Origin of the sequence: Cryobacterium sp. LW097 (genome assembly GCF_002205495.2) — a bacterium.
GTDB classification, from domain to species: Bacteria; Actinomycetota; Actinomycetes; order Actinomycetales; family Microbacteriaceae; genus Cryobacterium; species Cryobacterium zongtaii.
Map to the genome: position 1 here is coordinate 989209 of NZ_CP021992.1, position 19131 is coordinate 1008339.

18 protein-coding genes are annotated in these 19131 nt (G+C 67.6%); 9 read left to right on the forward strand and 9 right to left on the reverse strand.

All coding sequences use genetic code 11. The features are described from left to right. Nucleotides 1-72 precede the first annotated feature (72 nt). Nucleotides 73-1452, reverse strand: a complete 1380-nt coding sequence (locus tag B7495_RS04560; RefSeq protein ID WP_165788011.1) for a HAMP domain-containing sensor histidine kinase — start codon at nucleotides 1450-1452, stop codon at nucleotides 73-75. A 13-nt stretch (nucleotides 1453-1465) separates the two neighbouring features. Then, nucleotides 1466-2140, reverse strand: coding sequence for a response regulator transcription factor (locus tag B7495_RS04565; protein ID WP_088455531.1), 675 nt, complete (start codon nucleotides 2138-2140; stop codon nucleotides 1466-1468). Between the two features lie 104 nt (nucleotides 2141-2244). On the opposite strand from B7495_RS04565, the gene B7495_RS04570 reads away from it, so the two are divergent. Then, on the forward strand, nucleotides 2245-3066 hold the full coding sequence (locus tag B7495_RS04570) for a carbon-nitrogen hydrolase family protein (RefSeq protein ID WP_088455532.1): 822 nt from the start codon (nucleotides 2245-2247) through the stop codon (nucleotides 3064-3066). A 4-nt stretch (nucleotides 3067-3070) separates the two neighbouring features. On the opposite strand, the gene B7495_RS04575 is transcribed toward B7495_RS04570, so the two are convergent. Both B7495_RS04575 and B7495_RS04580 read right to left on the reverse strand, forming a co-directional pair. After that, entirely contained in the window at nucleotides 3071-3457 is a 387-nt protein-coding gene (locus tag B7495_RS04575; protein ID WP_240632395.1) for an ATP-dependent DNA ligase, read from the reverse strand. A gap of 93 nt (nucleotides 3458-3550) precedes the next feature. Next, a complete protein-coding gene (locus tag B7495_RS04580; protein ID WP_088455533.1) occupies nucleotides 3551-4555 on the reverse strand; it encodes an alpha/beta fold hydrolase in 1005 nt (334 codons plus the stop codon). A 185-nt stretch (nucleotides 4556-4740) separates the two neighbouring features. Between B7495_RS04580 and B7495_RS04585 the strand changes: the two genes are divergently transcribed. Next, nucleotides 4741-5814 (forward strand): alkene reductase, encoded by a 1074-nt coding sequence (locus B7495_RS04585; protein ID WP_088455534.1) that lies wholly within the window; start codon nucleotides 4741-4743, stop codon nucleotides 5812-5814. Nucleotides 5815-5892: 78 nt separating this feature from the next. Here the strand turns inward: B7495_RS04585 and B7495_RS04590 are convergent, their stop codons facing one another. Continuing rightward, nucleotides 5893-7083 (reverse strand): aminotransferase class I/II-fold pyridoxal phosphate-dependent enzyme, encoded by a 1191-nt coding sequence (locus B7495_RS04590; protein WP_088455535.1) that lies wholly within the window; start codon nucleotides 7081-7083, stop codon nucleotides 5893-5895. 291 nt (nucleotides 7084-7374) lie between these two features. Here B7495_RS04590 and B7495_RS04595 point away from each other — a divergent pair, with 291 nt between their 5' ends. From B7495_RS04595 to B7495_RS04625, 7 genes are all read left to right on the forward strand, one after another. Continuing rightward, complete coding sequence (locus tag B7495_RS04595; protein ID WP_088455536.1) at nucleotides 7375-7917, forward strand: hypothetical protein; 543 nt, start codon at nucleotides 7375-7377, stop codon at nucleotides 7915-7917. Nucleotides 7918-8264: 347 nt separating this feature from the next. Further along, entirely contained in the window at nucleotides 8265-8810 is a 546-nt protein-coding gene (locus B7495_RS04600) for a hypothetical protein (RefSeq protein ID WP_134497053.1), read from the forward strand. A gap of 139 nt (nucleotides 8811-8949) precedes the next feature. Beyond that, nucleotides 8950-10650: a S1C family serine protease gene (locus B7495_RS04605; RefSeq protein ID WP_088455538.1), complete on the forward strand. Its 1701-nt coding sequence runs from the start codon at nucleotides 8950-8952 to the stop codon at nucleotides 10648-10650. A gap of 163 nt (nucleotides 10651-10813) precedes the next feature. Further along, nucleotides 10814-11875 (forward strand): glycosyltransferase family 2 protein, encoded by a 1062-nt coding sequence (locus tag B7495_RS04610; protein WP_240632396.1) that lies wholly within the window; start codon nucleotides 10814-10816, stop codon nucleotides 11873-11875. Beyond that, entirely contained in the window at nucleotides 11872-12684 is an 813-nt protein-coding gene (locus B7495_RS04615) for a CDP-alcohol phosphatidyltransferase family protein (RefSeq protein ID WP_088455539.1), read from the forward strand. The genes B7495_RS04610 and B7495_RS04615 overlap by 4 nt, the downstream gene beginning before the upstream one ends. A gap of 14 nt (nucleotides 12685-12698) precedes the next feature. Continuing rightward, complete coding sequence (locus tag B7495_RS04620; protein WP_088455540.1) at nucleotides 12699-13565, forward strand: glycosyltransferase family 2 protein; 867 nt, start codon at nucleotides 12699-12701, stop codon at nucleotides 13563-13565. A gap of 84 nt (nucleotides 13566-13649) precedes the next feature. Further along, nucleotides 13650-14933, forward strand: a complete 1284-nt coding sequence (locus B7495_RS04625) for a hypothetical protein (protein WP_088455541.1) — start codon at nucleotides 13650-13652, stop codon at nucleotides 14931-14933. Between the two features lie 43 nt (nucleotides 14934-14976). Here B7495_RS04625 and B7495_RS04630 read toward each other — a convergent pair whose 3' ends face one another. From B7495_RS04630 to B7495_RS04645, 4 genes are all read right to left on the reverse strand, one after another. Further along, nucleotides 14977-15876 (reverse strand): hypothetical protein, encoded by a 900-nt coding sequence (locus B7495_RS04630; RefSeq protein ID WP_240632397.1) that lies wholly within the window; start codon nucleotides 15874-15876, stop codon nucleotides 14977-14979. Between the two features lie 119 nt (nucleotides 15877-15995). Continuing rightward, nucleotides 15996-16742 (reverse strand): ABC transporter ATP-binding protein, encoded by a 747-nt coding sequence (locus B7495_RS04635; RefSeq protein ID WP_088455542.1) that lies wholly within the window; start codon nucleotides 16740-16742, stop codon nucleotides 15996-15998. Next, complete coding sequence (locus B7495_RS04640; protein ID WP_240632398.1) at nucleotides 16742-17542, reverse strand: ABC transporter permease; 801 nt, start codon at nucleotides 17540-17542, stop codon at nucleotides 16742-16744. The genes B7495_RS04635 and B7495_RS04640 overlap by 1 nt, the downstream gene beginning before the upstream one ends. 70 nt (nucleotides 17543-17612) lie before the next feature. After that, the gene (locus tag B7495_RS04645) at nucleotides 17613-18305 is read right to left on the reverse strand and encodes an NTP transferase domain-containing protein (protein WP_088455544.1); all 693 of its coding nucleotides are present in this window, start codon (nucleotides 18303-18305) and stop codon (nucleotides 17613-17615) included. Nucleotides 18306-19131 lie beyond the last annotated feature (826 nt).

A 19131-nucleotide genomic window follows, 5' to 3' on the forward strand; every position in this document is an offset into this window, starting at 1 on the left:
CTCCAGACCCTAGAACCCTCCAACGTTTACCGACGAGGGGCCTCGGTGACCTGGAAGGTTCCCAAAGTGCCGCTAGGGAACGTGCCGCGGCAGCCGGATCTCGACTGCGAGTCCGCTGCCGGTGTTGCGCAGCAGGACCGTGCCGTTGGCGCGCTCGACGATGGCGTGCACAATGGCCAGACCCAGGCCCGATCCGCCGGAGCTGCTTGACCGGGCGTTGTCCGGCCTGGAGAATCTGTCGAACGCCAGCGGAATGAAATCCTCCGGCAGGCCGGGGCCGGTGTCGATCACGGTGATCAGCGCGCCGGAGCCTGAGCGGGAGAGTGACACGGTGACGCCGCCGTGGCCCGCCATCGCCGTGACGGCGTTCGAGATGAGGTTGTCGAGGAGCTGGCCCATATTCGTGGCCGAGACGCCGTAGCGACCCTCCGGGTCGTCATCGTCGATGCGGTAGACGACCTCGAGTTCGTGGCCGTCCCGCACCACCCGCGCCCGGTCGACCGACGCCGTGATCTCGTCGACCAGACCGGTCCAGTCCGTCTCGGGCGGCGACTGCACACTCTCCAGCTTGCTCAGCTCGAGCAGATTGGTTGCCAGCCGGCTCAGGCGTCCGGCTGTTGCCGATGCGTCTCGGATGTCGCGCTCGAGAGCAGGGGCATCGCCGGAGTCGAGGTGGGCCAGCTCGAGCTGCGCCTGAAGTACCGCGAGCGGGGTGCGCAGTTCGTGACTCGCATCCGACACGATCTGTTTTTCGCGGTCCACGCCGCGCCGGAGCCGCTTGATGAAGTCGTTGAGGGTTCGGGCGAGCTCGCTCACCTCGTCCTTGCCGGCTGGAACCCGCAGCTGCGCCGAGGAGCCCGTCGTGCTCAGACTCTCGGCTTCCTCACGCAGGCGGGTCACCGGGCGAAGCGCCGCGCCGGTGAGCAGCCAGGAGGCCAGTCCGAACCCGGCGGTGAGGATCACCGTGCCCAGCACGAGCACCCCGGTGAGCTCATCGAGCAGCAGGGTGGGGGCCTGCTGGCTGCGGGCGGCTATGACGAGCCAGTCGCCCGAATCCGAGCTCACCGGCGTCGCCGAGACCAGGTAGGTGGCGGCGGGGGTGGTCACGGTCTGCGGTTCGGCGCCCAATTCGATCAGGGCGTCGAGCTGCCGGTCCAGGCTGCGCGGCAGCGACGACTTCCGTACCGTCCCGGTCGGGTCGACGATGGCCAGCAGCTGGCCCTCGCTCGGGCTCTGGATGGCCTCGGCGGGGTTCGTCGCGAGCTGACCCAGCAGGGACTCGGCGTCGTTGCGCAGCATGGTCTCGTTCGAATCGGTGAGAATCGATTGCACCTCGAGGCGGACGAAGAATGCGGCGGTGCTGAACAACAGGGTCGCGACGAGGAGGCTTCCCAAGGTGATGCGCGCGCGGATCGACAGCGCGGGCAACCAGATGCCCCGGGGGCCACTCACCGGGAGGGCCGCCTCATCCGGCGAGCTCCACGGCGTAACCGGTGCCTCGCACGGTGACGATGCGCACGCCCGCGGCATCGGTATCGATCTTGCGGCGCAGATAGCTGATGTACTGGTCGACGATGTTGGGGTCGATGTGGTTCGTGCCGTTCCAGATCTCTTCGAGAATGGTGGTGCGGTCGACCGTGGTGCCGGCCCTGCTGCAGAGCAGTCGAAGCAACGCCACCTCTTTGGGGCTCATCGACACCGCACGCCCGGCCACGGTCACCCGCAGGTCGCGGGAGTCCAGCACTATGTTGCCGATCTCCACCGTGGTCGGGGCGCCCATCGACCGGCGGCGCAGCAGGGCACGCACCCTGGCGGAGAGCTCGGCGAACGCAAACGGCTTGGTGAGGTAATCGTCGGCTCCGCTGTCCAGGCCGAAAACCCTGTCGTCGACGGTGTCGCGTGCGGTCAGCAGTAGCACGGGCATGGTGTTGCCCGACTCGCGGATGCGGCGGCAGATCTCAAAACCCGACATCTGGGGCAGCATCACATCGATGGCGGCCAGGCCGAAGCCGTCCCCATTGAGGGCGATGAGTGCGTCGACCCCGGTGGAGACCCGCACCGTCTCGTACCCCTCGGCCTGCAGTCCGCGTTCGATGAGGGCACCCATCTGGTCATCGTCCTCCACGACCAAGATCTTCATCCGTCACCCTTCGCTCGCACCAGGGTCTCATGCTGGCACGTTGCGTGACGCTTCGCTCGCGACCTGCCGACGGCAAGCTGGGAAGCCGCCGCTAGGCTGACGACATGGTGGATGCGCGCGCGAGCGACGAACTCGGGGTGGCCGTGGCGCAGTTCGCGCCCGGCGCTGATCAGGCGGCGAATCTGGCCGCGATGCGCTCGCTGGCCGGTACCGCCGTGGCGCGCGGGGCGGGCATCGTGGTGTTCCCCGAGTATTCGTCGTTTTTCGAGAGCCGGTTGGGTGACGCATCCGTTGCCGCCGCCGAAGCGCTCGACGGACCGTTTGTGACCGCGCTAGGTCACCTGGCCGCCGATCTGGGCGTGCACATCGTGGCCGGCATGCTCGAGCGCACCGACGACCCCCACCGGGTGCAGAACACTCTCGTCGCCGTCGACCCCGCCGGGCTGGTCGTGGCGCGGTACCGCAAGCTGCACCTCTACGACGCGTTCGGGTCACGGGAATCCGACAGGGTGCTTGCCGGTGTCATCGAAGCGCCGGAGACCTTCGTCGTTGCCGGTCTCACGGTGGGCCTGCAGACCTGTTACGACATCAGATTCCCCGAGGTCACCCGCCGTCTTGTCGATGCCGGCGCCGACCTTGTGCTCGTCCCCGCGGAGTGGGTGCGCGGACCGCTCAAGGAGCAGCACTGGCGCACTCTGGTCACGGCGCGCGCACTCGAGAACACCGTCTATCTCGCGGCGGCCGACCATGCGCCGCCAAGCGGCGTCGGCGCGAGCATGGTGGTCGACCCGATGGGTGTTGAGCTGGTCACGATCGGGGAAACGACGGATGTGGCCGTCGGCTGGATCTCCCCTGCCCGGCTTGCCGAGGTGCGACGGGTCAACCCCGCCGTTGCCCTGCGCCGCTTCGGCACGGTGCCGCTCTAAGCGCTCATTCCGGCGCGGCCACCGACGACTTCGGCAACGCGGAGGCCGACTTCACCGCGAACGACACATCCATCCCACCCGCGTGATTGGAATCGATGGCGCGTTCTTCGCTGGTGGCGATCAGCCCTTGCGAGCTGTTGGCCGAGCGCGTCAACTGTGCGATCCACTCCGGGTTGAGAGTCGGGGTGTGGCCGCCGGTGAACTTGAAGTACAGCGGTATCGCCGGATTCATCCATGCCGAACTGCGTCCGTCGCCGACCTCGATGGCGTTGCGCCAGGAGAAAAGGAAGCTCTCGCCGCGGCGGAGTTTCTGCACGATCACGACTTGCAGATGTGTCAGGATCCTGTCGTCGAATTCAACGACGACCCGGTCGTAGGACAGGGTGCCCATGAGTTTTCACGTTCACTTCCAGATTGGCCACGCTCGGTGCCGGGAACGGGTGAAAGCGATGATGGGGCACTGACAGAAGAACCGGAGGATCCCTCAACTCTCCTCTGCTGCCCGGCAAAGCGCAAGGAATTCGGGCGAATGCAGAGCCGTGAGCGTGTCGACCGGACGTTCGACGTGGCCGAAGTGGCCGGTGCCGGTGAGTACCGTGACCTCGAGGTCGGCGATCACTCGGGCCAGGCGCCGGTCGTCGTCGTCTCCGACGAAGACATCACGGTCGCCGTGCACCGACCGCACCGGGCACTCGATGCGGGCCCAGGACGCCTCGGCGTTGTAACGACCGGCCCGGCCGGCGGCCAGGGTGAACGAGCGTGGCCGCGTCTCGGCGGCCAAAGCGGACAGCACGCTCCGGTCGACCCGGCGGACGTTGCTGAACAACGGAGCCACCGCGGGGCGCAGCAAGCCCAGCCGATTCAGCCCGGCTGCCAGACCGCGGCCGGCCGCGCCGCACGCCGAGAGAACCCTCATCACGCCGAGCAGGGCCGTGAAGCCGGGCAGCACGGCGAACCGGGACAACGGATGCCGCACGCTGTCGATGACACCGAACGTCGTCGCGGACACCAGCCCGACAAAGGTCGTCTGCCCGGGTCTGCTCGCCGCGAGCTCGAGGGCGACGAACCCGCCCAGCGAGTGCCCGATTACCCGCCAACGCCGATACCCCAGGGCGCGCGCGATCTCGGCTACGACCGCGGCGAGGGACTCAATGGTCTCAGCGTCTTCGTCGATTGCCAGGGGAGTGTCGCCCCAGCCGGGCAGGTCCGGGATGATCAGGTTCTCGAGCGGGGGCGCGGGCAACCGGTCCGCAGCGCGGATCAGCGGCGTCCAGGTGGTCCACGATCCGGCCGCACCGTGCAGCAGGATCGTCGCGGTGCCGGTGGAGCCCGTCGCTGTTCGCCGACCATGCCGCACCGCGACCGGACCGAGGGGTGTGTCGATCAGGCTCGTGCTCAGGCCCAGCCGGCCGGAGTCGTGTGACAGCGCAAACGGGCAGTAGCCCAGGTCGGTGTCGAAACCTGCCGGGACGGCGGTGGCGGTGCTCATAACAGGGGTTCGGTACGGCCGGCGACCCGGATTGGCGGCCGGCCAAGCCTGAGTTCCGGCTGATCATTTGCCGCGGCCGGAATACCCTGCCCGGTCGCAGAGTTTGCTGAACGGGACGCGTGTTCGACAACGGCGGCACAGCCGCATCCACTGCGTCCCCATCCCACAGATATAAGGAGCACCACGTGAGTCTTTTCACCCCGCTGAACCTCGGCGCCCTCGAACTGCCCAACCGAATGGTCATGGCACCGTTGACCCGGATGCGGTCAGGGGTTGACGGCATCCCGGGTGCGCTCAACATCGAGCACTATCGCCAGCGGGCCACCCTCGGCTTGATCGTGTCAGAGGGTGTCTACCCCGATAAGGCCGGCCAGGGCTTCCCAGGCCAGCCGGGCCTGGTCACCACGGAACAGATCGCCGGCTGGGCCAAGGTCGCCGACGCCGTGCACGCCTCCGGTGGCCGCATCGTGGCCCAGGTCATGCACGCCGGTCGGGTTTCCCATCCCGAGATCACCGGAGGGCTCCAGATCGTCGCCCCCAGCGCCATCGCCATCCAGGGCGAGAGCCACACCTACAAGGGCAAGCTGCCCTACCCGGTGCCGCGCGCACTGACCGGCGAGGACCTGCCCGGCATCATCGACGGCTTCGTGCAGGCGTCCCGCAACGCTGTCGCGGCCGGCCTCGACGGAGTTGAAATCCACTCCGCCAACGGGTACCTGCTGCACGAATTCCTCTCGCCGGCCTCCAATCAGCGCGATGACATCTATGGCGGCTCCGCCGAGAACCGGGCCCGGTTCGTGATCGAGGTCGTGACGGCCGTCGCCGCGGCGATCGGCGCCGACAGGGTGGGCATCCGCATTTCGCCCCAGCACAACATCCAGGATGCCGTCGAGACCGACGACGCCGACGTCCTGGCCTCCTACGGTGCCCTGGTCGACGGCCTGGCGCCGCTGGGACTGGCCTACCTCAGCGTTCTGAACCGCGACCCCGCGGGCGAGCTGGTGCGCACGCTGCGCAGCCGGTTCGGCGGCCCGCTGCTGGTCAACACCGGTTTCAGCGCCGTGACCACCCGCGAGGAGGCCATCGCCCTGCTCGACGACGGTCTCGGCGACGGTGTCGTCGTCGGTCGTGCCGTGATCGCCAACCCCGACCTCGTGCGCCGCTGGCTGGAGAACCTGCCGGTCAACGAGCCCAACCCGGCCACGTTCTACGGCCCGGATGCCGTCGGGTACACCGATTACCCGGCCTACGCGAGCTAGCCTCTCCCGCGGCGCGCCCGCGCGCTGAGACCGAACGGCCCCCTGCTGCAGGGGGCCGTTTTGTGCGCCGAGAGGTGACTACAGGTGGGCGAGACGCGCGGCGGCGTCCTCGAGCACGTCGACGCGCTTGCAGAACGCGAACCGGACGAGCGACGCGTACTGCGCCTTGTGCTCGGGCAGGCAGAACGCCGAGATCGGGATCCCGACCACCCCGGCCAGATCGGGCAGCGCGCGGCAGAACTCGACGGCGTCGGGATGGCCGAGGGGCGCGGCATCCGCCACGATGAAATACGAACCCTGCGGCACCGCGAGGGTGAACCCAGCCGCGCCGAGCCCGCCGGCCAGCACATCACGCTTGGCCTGCAGGTCGGAGGCGATGCCGGAGTAGTAGGCGTCGGGCAGATCGAGTCCGATCGCCGTGGCCGGCTGGAACGGGGCGCCGTTGACATAGGTGAGGAACTGCTTGACGGCGAGGATCGCCGTGACGATGGCCGCCGGGGCGCTCAACCAGCCGATCTTCCAACCCGTCGTGCTGAAGGTCTTGCCGGCGGATGAGATCGTGACGGTGCGCTCACGGGCACCGGGCAGGGTCGCGACCGGCAGGTGGGCGACGCCGAAGGTGAGGTGCTCGTAGACCTCGTCGGTCACGATGAGGGCGTCGTGCTTATGCGCGAGCGCCACGATCAGTTCGAGGGTCTCGCGGGTGAAGACCGTGCCGGTGGGGTTGTGCGGGTTGTTGATCAGGATGATCCGGGTGCGGTCGGTCACGACAGCCGCCAGCTCATCCAGGTCGGGCTGAAAATCGGGGGAGTGTAGCCGCACCGTGTGATGCACGCCGCCGGCCAGGGCGATCAGGCCGCCGTAAGCGTCGTAGAACGGCTCGAAGGTCACCACCTCGTCGCCCGGTTCGAGCAGCGCCAGCAGGGTGGCGGAGAGCGCCTCGGTGGCGCCGGCGGTGACGAGAACCTCGGTGCCGGGGTCGACGGTCAACCCGTAGAAGCGCTGCTGGTGGCGCGCAATCGCCTCGAGCAGCACCGGTGCTCCCCGCCCGGGCGGGTACTGGTTGACGCCGTCGCGGATGGCCTGACGAGCGGCTTCGAGCACGACGGCAGGACCGTCCTCGTCGGGAAAACCCTGACCCAGGTTGATGGCGCCGGTGCGCATGGCGAGCGCGCTCATTTCCGCGAAAATACTGGCCGAAACGGTGCCGTCGGCGGCGAGGAGCCCGGCGCCTCTGGCGGTGCGACGCCAGGCGCCGCCGATCGTCATGTGGTGACCTGCTGCATACCCCAAATTTACGACATCCCGCCGGCCCAGCTCACGCACCCGCCCGTCTAGCCGGATTCCCCGCGGGTGTGCGCAACTCCTGCTCTTCCTGATTCCGTGTCAGACCGCACCCCGCGAACACCGGTGCGGATGCGCGACCAGCGACGGGTTGCCGGAGTTATGCAGGTCCACGGCAGGGTTCGGGGTTGTGGATAACTTGCACGCGGGGGAGGGCTGCTGTCATACGGTGGCGGGATGGTGATCGTGGGTGGTGGGCGACGAGGTGTCGGACGGATGGCTACTGCTGCCTGTGTGGGTGGTCTGCTGTTGGGTGCGGCGGGCTGTACGGCGGCGCCGAAGCCCGCGCCTCCGTCGCCCACGCCCACGATCACCCCCATCTTCGCTTCCGACGAGGAGGCGCTCGCCGCGGCCACCGAGGCCTACGCGAACTACCTCAGGGTCCGCGACTCGTTCTGGGCGGACGACGGTTCCACTGAGGATGAGTACCTGTCCCTTTCCACCGGAACCGCGCACGATGGTGATGCGCAATCGATGGAGAAATGGCGAGCCAACGGATGGCATGCAATCGGAATCACAACCTTCGACTCAATGCGACTTCAGAGCGTGGATATCGACGCTGGCTCGCAGCAAATCAGAACGTACCTATGTCTCGACGTCACTCAGGGCGACGTCATCGACAGCGAGGGTTCATCAGTTGCAAAACCAGACCGGCCGCTGCGCGTGCCCCTGGAAGTCGAGTTCGAGGTGGCATCTTCCGCTTCAATTGATCTGAAGATATCGAGGTCAGAGGTATGGTCCGGCGAGAACTTCTGTTAGGCGTCGTGCTGGCATTATTCATTTCGCAGCTGCCGGCGCCGCCTGTCCATGCGCTTGTCAGGCCGTCGACGGGGACATGCTCCGTCGATGAAATCCAAGTGGGCGTCTGCCCGGACGCCTCGGTCGACGACCGCGGGGTGGACCTCAGCGCAGACCGGGAGGTCAACACGCCTGGACGTCAGGGGTCTGGTTCCGGCAACGGCCGCGACGGCGATGGCGGTGGCGGCTCGGGAGGCGGCGAGTGGGATGGGCTCCCTGACGGCGTCAGCCTGGTTCCCGGGGGAGTCCCCGTCGACCGGGGCGACGCATCCGGCGGACTGGGGACTGGTCCGAGGCGCCAACCGATAGTGGCGCCGGCCGACCCCGCGGTGCCGGTGTGCCAGCCTCAGACGCCGTGCGATCCGGATCTGGTCGTGCGTGTCAGTGACCTGGTCAGTATCCCGGCCGACGCGCCCACTCAGGGGATGGAACCCAACGGTTGGCTCGTCGTCGGAGTCCCGGCCAATTTCTTCGCCACGGCGTCGGCCCACGTCCGGTCAGGGACCCTCCTCGGCGCCTCGGCCGAGGTGCGGTTCACCCCGGTGGGATTCCGGTGGGATTACGGCGATGGTGCGTCGCGAACGTCGGCTTCGGGCGGGGCGACCTGGGCGGCCCTGAACCTTCCCGAGTTCTCAGAAACCTCAACTAGTCACGTGTTCGAGAGCACCGGCACGCTGTCGATCGGGCTGGTCGTGTCATATTCGGCCGAGTATCGCTTTGCCGGTGCCGAATGGCGCGACGTGCAGGGTCTGGTGCTGGTGCCCACCCGCCCGATCACCGCGATCGCCGACCGCGCCGGCACGGTTCTTGTGGCCGAGTCCTGCCTCGGCAACCCCGGCGGCCCCGGCTGCTGAGAGGCATCGGGCCGCTGCAGGACCACGTCGTTCCGCGAGCCGGGCAAGGTCACGGCTTCATCATTGATTGCTCCCAGTCTGCGCATATCAAACGTTCAGCTTTAGGCGAGAAGCTAGCTTCGCTTGGAAGGAGCACACCATGACCGACAACACTCAGGACCCGGGCACCACCCCCGACCAGCCTCAGGACAACGCACCGTTCGAGGTCAACTCGTCGGGTGAAGCCGCAGCACAACCCACCGCAGCACAGCCCACCGCAGCACAGCCCACCGCAGCACAGCCCGCAGTTCCACGCGCCGCCGACAACCAGCCCACCGAGGTGCTCGGTTCGGAAGACGCCACGGTCGCTGCCCCGGCGCCCACGGCAGCTGAGCACCAGGCCGCCGCGCAGCAGGCAGCAGCGCACCAGGCCGCAGCCCAGCACGCTCAGGCAGCTCAGCCGACGCACCCGTACACCCAGGCGCCCCCCGCCTACCCCACGGATGCCTTCGGCCGCCCGATTCCGGGCCCGGACGGGTCCACCCCGATTTACGCCCCCACCCCGGCGCAGCAGCAGGCCTACGCCAACGCGAACGGCTACCCCGCGCAACCGTCGGGTGCACCGAAGGCGCCCAAGGACCCCAACCGCCGCAAAGGCAACGTGGCCTTCGTCGCCGCGCTCGCCATCGCAGCCCTGGTCGGCGGGGTCTCCGCAGCCGGTGTTTCCGCTGTCGTCTACTCGAGCCAGAGCAACGGCACCCCGGCCAGCGAGGCCCAGGGCCCGAGCACGGTGGTCGTCAACAACACCGACAGCGTGAACGAGATCACCGCAGTCGCCGCCAAGGCGTCGCCCAGTGTCGTCACCATCGAGGTCGCCGCGGGCGACTCCGGTGGCTCCGGCTCCGGCGTCATCCTCAGCGAAGACGGTTACGTCCTGACCAACACCCACGTCGTCACCCTCGACGGCGCCGCCGCAGACGCGACCATCCAGGTGAAGGCCAGCGACGGCAAGCTGTACGCGGCCACCCTGATCGGCACCGACCCGGTTTCCGACCTCGCCGTGATCAAGCTCACCGACGCGTCAGACCTCACGCCCATCACCTGGGCGGACTCGAGCGATCTCAACGTCGGCGACACCGCCATCGCAATCGGCGCGCCACTCGGCCTGTCCGGCACCGTCACCAACGGCATCGTGAGCGCCCTGAACCGCAGCATCACCGTGGCGTCCTCCGCCGCACCCACCACGCCCGACGAGACCACGCCAGACGAGGGTGACGGCAACTTCTTCAACTACGACCTGCCCAACCGGGACGGTTCGACCCCCGACACCCCGGACACCCAGGCCGCCCAGAGCAGCATCTCGCTCGCGGTGATCCAGACGGATGCCGCGATCAACCCCGGCAACTCCGGCGGAGCCCTGCTCAACAGCAAGGGCGAACTGATCGGCATCAACGTCGCCATCGCCAACGCCGGTGGCAGCTCGACCGCCACCACCGCCGGGAGCATCGGTGTCGGCTTCTCGATCCCGGCCAACCTGGCCAAGCGGGTGTCGGATGAGATCATCGACACCGGATCTGCCACGCACGGCCTGCTCGGCGCCAGCGTCACCGGCGCCACCAGCACCGACAGCGACACCGTCGGCGCCCTCATCAGCGAGGTGTCGTCCGGCGGAGCCGCCCAGAAGGCCGGCCTGAAGGCCGGTGACGTCGTCACCAATTTCAACGGTGTTCCCATCACCGACGCGACCGACCTCACCGCCCAGGTGCGTACCCTCGCAGCCGGTGCCACCGCCGACCTCACCTACGTGCGTGAAGGTGAATCGGTGACGGTGTCGGTCACCGTCGGCGAGCTCACCAGCTAGCCCGGATCAGCTCCTTCCTTCCTCCCGCGCCGCCGGTCCTGCACCGGCGGCGCAGTTGTGTCCGGGGCCGCGGCCGCCGGCTCGGAGGCCTGCCACAGGTAACGCGGACCGAGTGAAAAGACTCGGCTGCTAGGCTCAGGCGATTGCCCGAATGAGTGGAAAGATGGCCAGCCCAGTGCACGAGAGCGCAGACACAGTGCTGATCGGCGTCTCGTACATCATGCCCGTGCTCAACGAGGCCAGCCATGTACGAGCGGCGGTCCAGAGCCTGCTCGAGCAGGACTACGACGGCCCGTTCGAGGTCACCCTGGCCCTGGGGCCGAGCATCGACGGCACCACCGAACTCGTCGAAGAGATGGCCGCGGTGGATCCGCGCATCCGCGTCGTCGCCAATGAAGTCGGGTCGACGCCGGCCGGCCTCAATATCGCCATTCGCGCCTCCACCTTTCCTGTCGTGATCCGCGTCGACGCCCACTCGGTGCTTCCGCGCGACTACGCCCGCATCGCCGTCGAGACGCTTCAACGCACCGGCGCCGACAACGTCGGCGGCATCATGGATGCCCAGGGCACCGCCCCGTTCCAGCAAGCCGTCGCCCGCGCCTACGGCACCCGCATCGGCCTGGGCGGCACTCCGTTGCACGTCGGCGGCCCCGAGGGCGAAGCCGAGACCGTGTACCTCGGCTGCTTCCGCCGTGACAGCCTGCTGCGGGTGGGCATGTTCGACGAGGGCATCAAGCGCGGCCAGGACTGGGAACTCAACCGCCGCCTGCGCGAGCACGGTGGCTCGGTCTGGTTCACCCCGGCGCTGAAGGTCATCTACCGGCCGCGGCCCAGCCTGTCCCGCCTGGCCCGCCAGATGGTCTCCACCGGACTGTGGCGCGGCGAACTGGCCCGCCGGTTCCCCGAATCCAACGGCCTGCGCTACTTCGCCCCGCCCGTGATGGTGCTCGGCGTCACCATCGGCATCCTGCTCGGCCTCGCCGGCCTGGTGCAGGTCCTGCTGGGCGGACCGGGCTGGCTGCTGCTGGGTTTCCTGGCCCCGCTGGCCTACCTGCTCATCGTCGTGGCGGCCACTGTTGCGTCGACCCGGTCCGACGGCGTTCGTGTCGCGCTCTGGTTTCTCGTAGTCTTGCCGTGCATTCACTTCTGCTGGGGTATCGGATTCCTGCTCGGTTACCTCAAGCTCACCACCAACATCTCGGCACACACGGGAAGACATCAATGACGTCTGGTTCGCCCAACACGGCTCGGCCCTCTTCGATCGCCGAGCTTCGTGCCGTCGCGCAACCTCCCGAGGTGCGGATGCGCGCCAACGCCGAGCACTGGACGGCGTCGCTGTACCTGCGTGACCTGTCGCCGTACCTCACCTGGCTGCTGCTGAAGACGCGCATCTCGGCCAACGGCGTCACCGGCCTGATGATCCTCGTCGGCTGGTCCACGGCCGCGGCGCTGCTCATTCCCGGCATCTGGGGTGCCCTGCTGGCCCTGGTGCTCGGCCAGCTGCAGATGCTCGTCGACTGCTGCGACGGCGAGGTCGCCCGTTGGCGTAGGACGTCGTCACCGGCCGGGGTGTTCCTCGACAAGGTCGGGCACTACTCGACCGAGGCCCTGATCCCCATCGCGCTGGGCATCCGCGCCGCCGCCTACCCGTTCGAAGCACCCGCCGACTTCCTGTTCACCACGCTGGGCCTGGCCCTGGCACTGCTGATCGTGCTCAACAAGGCCCTCAACGACATGGTGCACGTTGCCCGCGCCAACGCCGGCCTGCCCAAGCTGGCCGACAACAAGGGTGAGAAGGTGCCGCAGGCCGGCCTGATCGCGACCCTGCGCCGCCTGGCCCGGTTCCTGCCCTTCCACCGCCTGTACCACTCGGTGGAAATGACGATGGTGATCTTCGTCGCCGCCGTCATCGGCCTCGTCCTCGGTCAGCCGATCACCGACCGGGTCTTCCTCGCCGTCCTCGTTCCCCTCGCTTTCCTAGCGCTGATCGGCCACTTCCTGGCGATCATGGCCTCGAAGCGAGTGCGGTCCTGAAGTCAGGCGACAGCGTGCCCGTCACCATCGGTGTGGTCGTGCTCACCCAGGGCCGCCGCCCGGACGACCTCGAGCGCGGCATTCGCAGCCTGCTCGCCCAGGAAGACGTGCAGCTGGACATCATCTGCGTGGGCAACGGCTGGCAGCCCACAGGCCTGCCCAGTGTCGTCGCCGCGCTCGCCCTGCCCGAGAACCTGGGCATCCCCGCCGGCCGCAATCGCGGCGTGGAGCACGTGGGCGGCGACTACCTTTTCTTCCTCGATGACGACGCCAGCCTGCCGGATCCCCGGTTCCTGATCGACGCCGTAGGGGTGCTGCGCGCCGACCCCAGCATCGGTCTGCTGCAGCCTCAGGTCGTCGACCCGGCCGGCCTCACCGCGCCACGCCGCTGGATTCCACGCATCCGCAAGGGCGACGCCGCACACTCCAGCGCGGTGTTCTCGGTGTGGGAGGGTGCTGTGCTTCTGCCCAGACCCGTCTTCGACGCCACCGGCGGCTGGGCCGAACCGTTCTTCTACGCCCACGAGGGCATCGAGCTGGCCTGGCGGGTCTGGGACCAGGGCCTGCGCACCTGGTACGCGGGCAACCTGGTGGCAAACCACCCGGTGATCCTGCCCACCCGGCACGCCGATTTTTACCGGCTCAACGCCCGCAACCGCGTCTGGATCGCCCGGCGCAACCTGCCACTGCCGCTGATACCGCTCTACGTGGGGTCCTGGACGGCGATCCAGGTGCTCCGCGGAGCCCGCAACCCGGCTGCCCTCAAGGCCTGGTTCCGTGGCTGGTGGGAGGGGTGGGTCACCGACCCCGGCGAACGCCGTCCGCTGGCGACCCGCACCATCTGGCGGATGACCCGCGCGGGCCGGCCCCCCGTCATCTGAGCGGGGCCTAACGATTGGCTACCGGTGCGCCCCTTCCGGGGGGCGGTAGGCCCTAGGTCCCGGCCCGGTGGGTAGGCTGGAGCAGTGGTAAGCAGCAAAGACGTCCGACTCGCAGCAAAGCTGGTGAAGGATGTGCTCGGTTCCCGCAAGGCTCAGCGCCTACTCACCGAGCGCCTCGCCGTACGCGGCCCGCTGCCCGCCAATACTTTCAAGATCGCCGTGTACTTCGCGGATGGCCCGGTGAACCTTTACCAGATGCGCCAGTGGTACAAGCCACTCGCGAAGCTGGCCGAGACCTGGCCCGTGGTCGTCCTGAGCCGCACCGCCGGCGGCACGATGAAGCTGATCGAAGAGAGCCCGATCCCGGTCGCCTACGTGCGCAAGGTGTCCGACCTCGAACGAGTGATCGCCGAGCAGGACATCCGCATCGTCCTGTACGTCAATCAGAACTCCCGCAACTTCCAGATGATGCGCTACGGGCGCCGCTGGCACGTTTTCATCAACCATGGTGAGAGCGACAAGATGTACATGACCACGAACCAGTTCAAGGCCTACGACTACTCGTTCGTGGCCGGTCAGGCCGCCGTCGCCAGGCTCGGCAAGGTGCTCTGGGACTACGACTTCGACAAGCGGGCCATCACCATCGGTCGGCCCCAGGCCGACCACTACTCGGGCCGGTTGCCGTTCATGCCCGACGAGCGCACCGTTGTGCTCTACGCGCCCACCTGGGAGGGCGACCGCGCCGCCGCCGCGTACGGCTCCATCGCCACGTACGGCGTGGCCCTGGTCACTGCCCTGTTGCGCAGCCCCCGGCACCGGTTGGTGTACCGCCCGCATCCGCGATCAGGTGTGGTCGACCACGAATACGGTCTGGCGAACAAGCAGATCATGGCCATGATCAACACGGCGAACAGCCGTGATGCCAGCGCCCAGCACATCATCGACACCGGCGCGGAGCTTGGCTGGCAGCTCTCCGCCGCCGACGTTGCGATCGTCGACATCTCGGCGATGGTCTACGACCGCCTTGCATCGGGCAAACCGCTCATGGTGACGCGGCCGCTGAACCCTCTCGCCGCCATCGACACCAGCGGGTACCTGTCCGACTGCGAGTGGCTTGACGCGGGCGAGACCGCCGGTATCGTCGAGACCCTCGACGAGCTTGTGAACGACGACGGCGCCGACCAACGTCTGCGCGTCTGGGTCGAGCAGTACTTCGGCGATCCCACGCCCGGTGCGCCGACGGCGCGGTTCCATGCCGCGATCGAACATCTGATGACCGAATGGGACCGGTTCGCCCAGGTGCACGCCGGCGACGACGACGACCTCGCCGAGTTCGTCGAGGAAGTCAGCGAGACCGAAGACGTCTGAGTGATCGGGTGAGGCGGGCAGGGTCAGGCCGGTCGGGCTCTGCTTAGAGGGGTTCCGCCGGTGCGGCTGCATCCGGCTTGACCGGGTCCCCGCCGGTCGGCCGGCGGCGGAGCGGCCGGGGGAGTGCCCGGAGTGCGCCGTGGCCCAGCTGAGTGAGCCGGTTGCCGGGAATCACGGCGCCGTCGCGCAGCGTGATGGTGTGCGCCCGCGGGTCGAGCTCCGGGCGGAAGGCGGCGGGCGCCTGACCGAACGCGAGCCTGGACGAACCGATGACCCGCTTGCCGAGAATGTGGTTGCCCATTCCGCCGATCACGGCGCCGATGCCGAACGGCACGGCCTTGCCGATCAGGCTGGCTCCGCCCTTGGCAGCGAACTGCCGGATGAAGGTGCGCTTGAGGCGGTCTGTCAGCGGCCCCATGATGGCGCGGGGCAGGCTGGTGGTTACCAACTCTCCCCAGTAGGCAGTACGGGCCACTCCTCCGCCGGTGACCTGACCGGCCAGCTGACGCACCAGGTCGGAGCCCTCGTGGCCGAGCATCATGGTCATCACGAGCGCCCTCGCGCGCTCAGGATCACTCACCGTGATCCCGTGCACCTCGCTGACGGACTGGGAGAAAAGAGCGGTCGCCTCAAGAAACCCGGCCGTCTCGACGCCGGACAGAGCGAGCGTGATACCGGTGCCGACGCCGGGGATCACGGCCGTCGCGCCGACCGCGGCGCCGCCGCTGGTGACAGCGGCGAGATAACGCCGCTCCAGAATGCGCACAAGCTGTTCCGGCGAGGCATCGGGGTGACGGTGGCGAATGCTGCGGATGTGGGCGAGCACAGCGGGGCGATGAATCGCCATGACCCTGTCGAAACCGGTGGCGACGCCGGATGGCAGCTGGCCGCCCTGCGGCAGCCCGCCGGTGGGCGACAGCAGTGGTGTGGGTTTCTTAGCCATGGTGCGGTCCTCCTCGGGTGCAGAAGCACGAGTTTACGGTTCGAAACTGAGCATCGTCGAGGTAATTCCCAGCCAGATTGATGCGCGTTGGCCGTGACGAATCGCGGTCGGGCGACGTCTCAGGCCTTCTTGATGCCGTACTCGGCGTTGTACCGGTCGAGGACGTCGTTGATCGGGGCGTCGAGGACCAGCTCACCCTTGTCGAGGTAGAGGCCCCTGGCACAGAACCGGCGCAGGTCGCGCTCGTTGTGCGACACGAAGAACAGGGTGCGTCCGCCGGCCAGCAGCTCTTCGATGCGTCGGTAGCACTTCTCGCGGAACGCCTTGTCGCCGACCGCCAGCACCTCGTCGACGAGGATGATCGGCTCCTCGAGCCTGGAGATCACGGCGAACGCGATACGCACCTTCATGCCGCTGGACAGGTGCTTGTACGGGGTATCGATGAAGTCGGCGATCTCGGCGAACTCGATGATGTCGTCGAAGCGGGAATCGATCTGCTTGCGGGTCATGCCGTGCAGACCCGCCGTGAGGTACACGTTGTCGCGCACGGTGAGGTCGTCGACGAAGCCGCCGGTGATCTCGATCAGCGGGGCGACACCCTCGATGACGTTCACGGTGCCCTCGTCGGGCAGCACAACACCCGTGACGAGCTTGAGCAGGGTGGACTTGCCCTGGCCGTTGCGGCCGACGACCCCGATCGCCTCACCGCGTTGAACGGTGAACGACACGTTCTGCAGCGCCCAGAACTCACCGGACCTGGTGCGGCGGCGGGTGCCGGCGAAGAGGTCCTTGAAGCTGCGGCGGCTGCGCCGATTCCGGCGGAACCTGATTCCGACGTCGTTCAGGGAGATGACGGTCTCGGTCATCAGATCTCCTTCAGCACGGCACGCTCGGTGCGGGAGAAGACCAGCAGGCCGATTCCGAGGAATGCCACCGACATGGCTGCGCTGACGGCCACGACGAACCAGTCCAGCTCGCCGGGGAAGAACGCGGCCCTGTAGAGGCTGAAGATGCCGCTGAGCGGGTTGAACGCCGCCCAGAAGTGCAGCTGCTCCGGCAGGTCACTCGTGCCATAGATAATCGGCGACGCGTAGAACAGAAAGCGCAGGATGAGTTTGACGGCTCGCTCGAGGTCGCGGAAGAACACAACCAGTGGGGCCACGATGAGGCCGACTCCGGCCGTGAGCACGGCTTGGATGAGGATGGCCAGCGGGAAGAAAATCGCATCAACGTTGACCTCGGCGCCGGACCAGATCGCAAAGACGATCAGGACCGGAATGGCGGCGATGAACTCGATGCCCTTGGACAGCACGAGCCGGTTGACCCAGATGGTGCGGGGGATCCGGGTGGACCTGATGAGTTTTGCCTCACGCAGGAATGCCCGGGTGCAGTCGGAGACGGCCCCGTTGAACCACATCCACGGCAGCAGCGCGGCGAGCAAAAAGACGATGTACGGTTCGTTGCCGACGGTGCGCTGGAAGACCTGGGTGAAAACGAACCAGTAGATGCCGGCCATCACCAGCGGGTCGAGGATCGACCAGAAGTAGCCGAGCACGGAGGTGGAGTACCGCACCCGCAGGTCCCGCTGGGTCAACAGCCAGAGGGAATGACGGTACCGCGCAAACGGGGTGCGCTGTTCAGGACGCACCTGAGCGTAACTACTCACGCGCTCTATCGTATGGGAGCGGATCGGGGCGCCGCGCCATCGACGCGACCGCCCCACGGCTCCAGGCTGATCAGACGAAGAGGTTGGCGCGCTCGAGGTCTTCGGCGAAGTCGACCTCGACGGCGTAGAAGTCGGAAATGTCGACGGGCTCCACGAGCATGCGGTTCTTCTCGATCGCGAGCTCGATGCCGCGCTCGAAGTAGTCCTGGTCGCCGACCTTGCTGAGGTGGTGGATGAGCATGGGCTTGTCAGCGGCAGACACGTAGTTGATGCCGACAGCCTCGCCGAGCCCGTTCTTCACGGTCTTCGACAGCTCCTTGATGTAGCCCTCGGCGCTCGTCGTGTACTTGACTTCCTCGTCAGACACCTTCGACGTGTTGACCGTGACGAAGGACTGGTCGCGCTTCATCATCGCGGCAGCGCGATCGAGGATAGCGGGATCGAATACGACGTCGCCGTTCATCCACAGCACGCCGCCGCTGGCGGACGCGCGGAGGGCGCGCAACAGGCTCTTCGACGTGTTGGTCACGTCGTACTGCTCGTTGTAGACGAAGGATGCCTGCGGGAAAGCCTCGATGATGTGCTCGAGCTTGTAGCCGACAACGATGGTGACCTTGGTCTTCTTGCCGAAGGCGTGCTCGATGTTGTCGAACTGCTGCTGCATGATCGTGCGGCCGTCGTTGAGTTCGGTCAGCGGTTTGGGAAGGGAGCGGCCGAGGCGGCTGCCCATTCCTGCTGCAAGTATTACTACCTGGGTGGTCACGAATATCTCCTAAGAAAGATCTGGGTGGCCCCGCAGCGGTCGGACGTTTTCGCCGAGTTTGCCTGCGGTTCACCCCTAAGTTCACGTATAGACACACCGTTATGCCACCTTCAGACTACCCGACGACCCCGTTCTGGGGGAAGAGACGGTCAGAGGCGTGTCCTGATCGTGACGATTCGTGCGGCCCTGTGACCTGCGATTCCGGCGCGAGTTTTGGTGAGAATCCGCCTGCGACCGCCGCCAGCCCCAGCGAGGTCAGACGGTCCTTGGTAAGTTAGCGAGGTGACTCCAGTGCCTCCGAACTCCGAGCCTGACGAGCGGACTCCGGTCTTGCCCGTTCCCGATACGGAGCCGGAACGCGAGGGTAGTGCCATCGAACACAACGCCCCTGCGAACCGAGCCCCTGAGCCCGATTCCCTTTCAACGACAGCACCGACCACCGGCGCGCTGCCGCCCCGCAAGCCTCCGGTGCGCCGCACCCCCCGAACCACGACGTCCTCGGCCGGTGGGGCGTCGAACGCGCCCGCCGCATCCGACGCCGACACATCGGTTTCAGCCGACACAGCAACCGCCGACGGCTCGACAACCCCGGTGAAGCCTGCGCGCAGCACGACCCGCGCACCGCGCACCCCTGCGACTCCGCGAGCCACGTCGACGCCCCGCGCTCCGGCCAAGAAGAAGCCGGCCGCCGCCGCGCTGGCGGAGGACGTGTCGGTACCGACGACGACGTCCGTGTCCCCGGCCGCCGCCGAACCCGCAACGGCGCCGGCGCGCGTCACGGTGACGCGCACCCCCGCTGCCCGCAAGGCGCCGGTGAAGCCCGCGG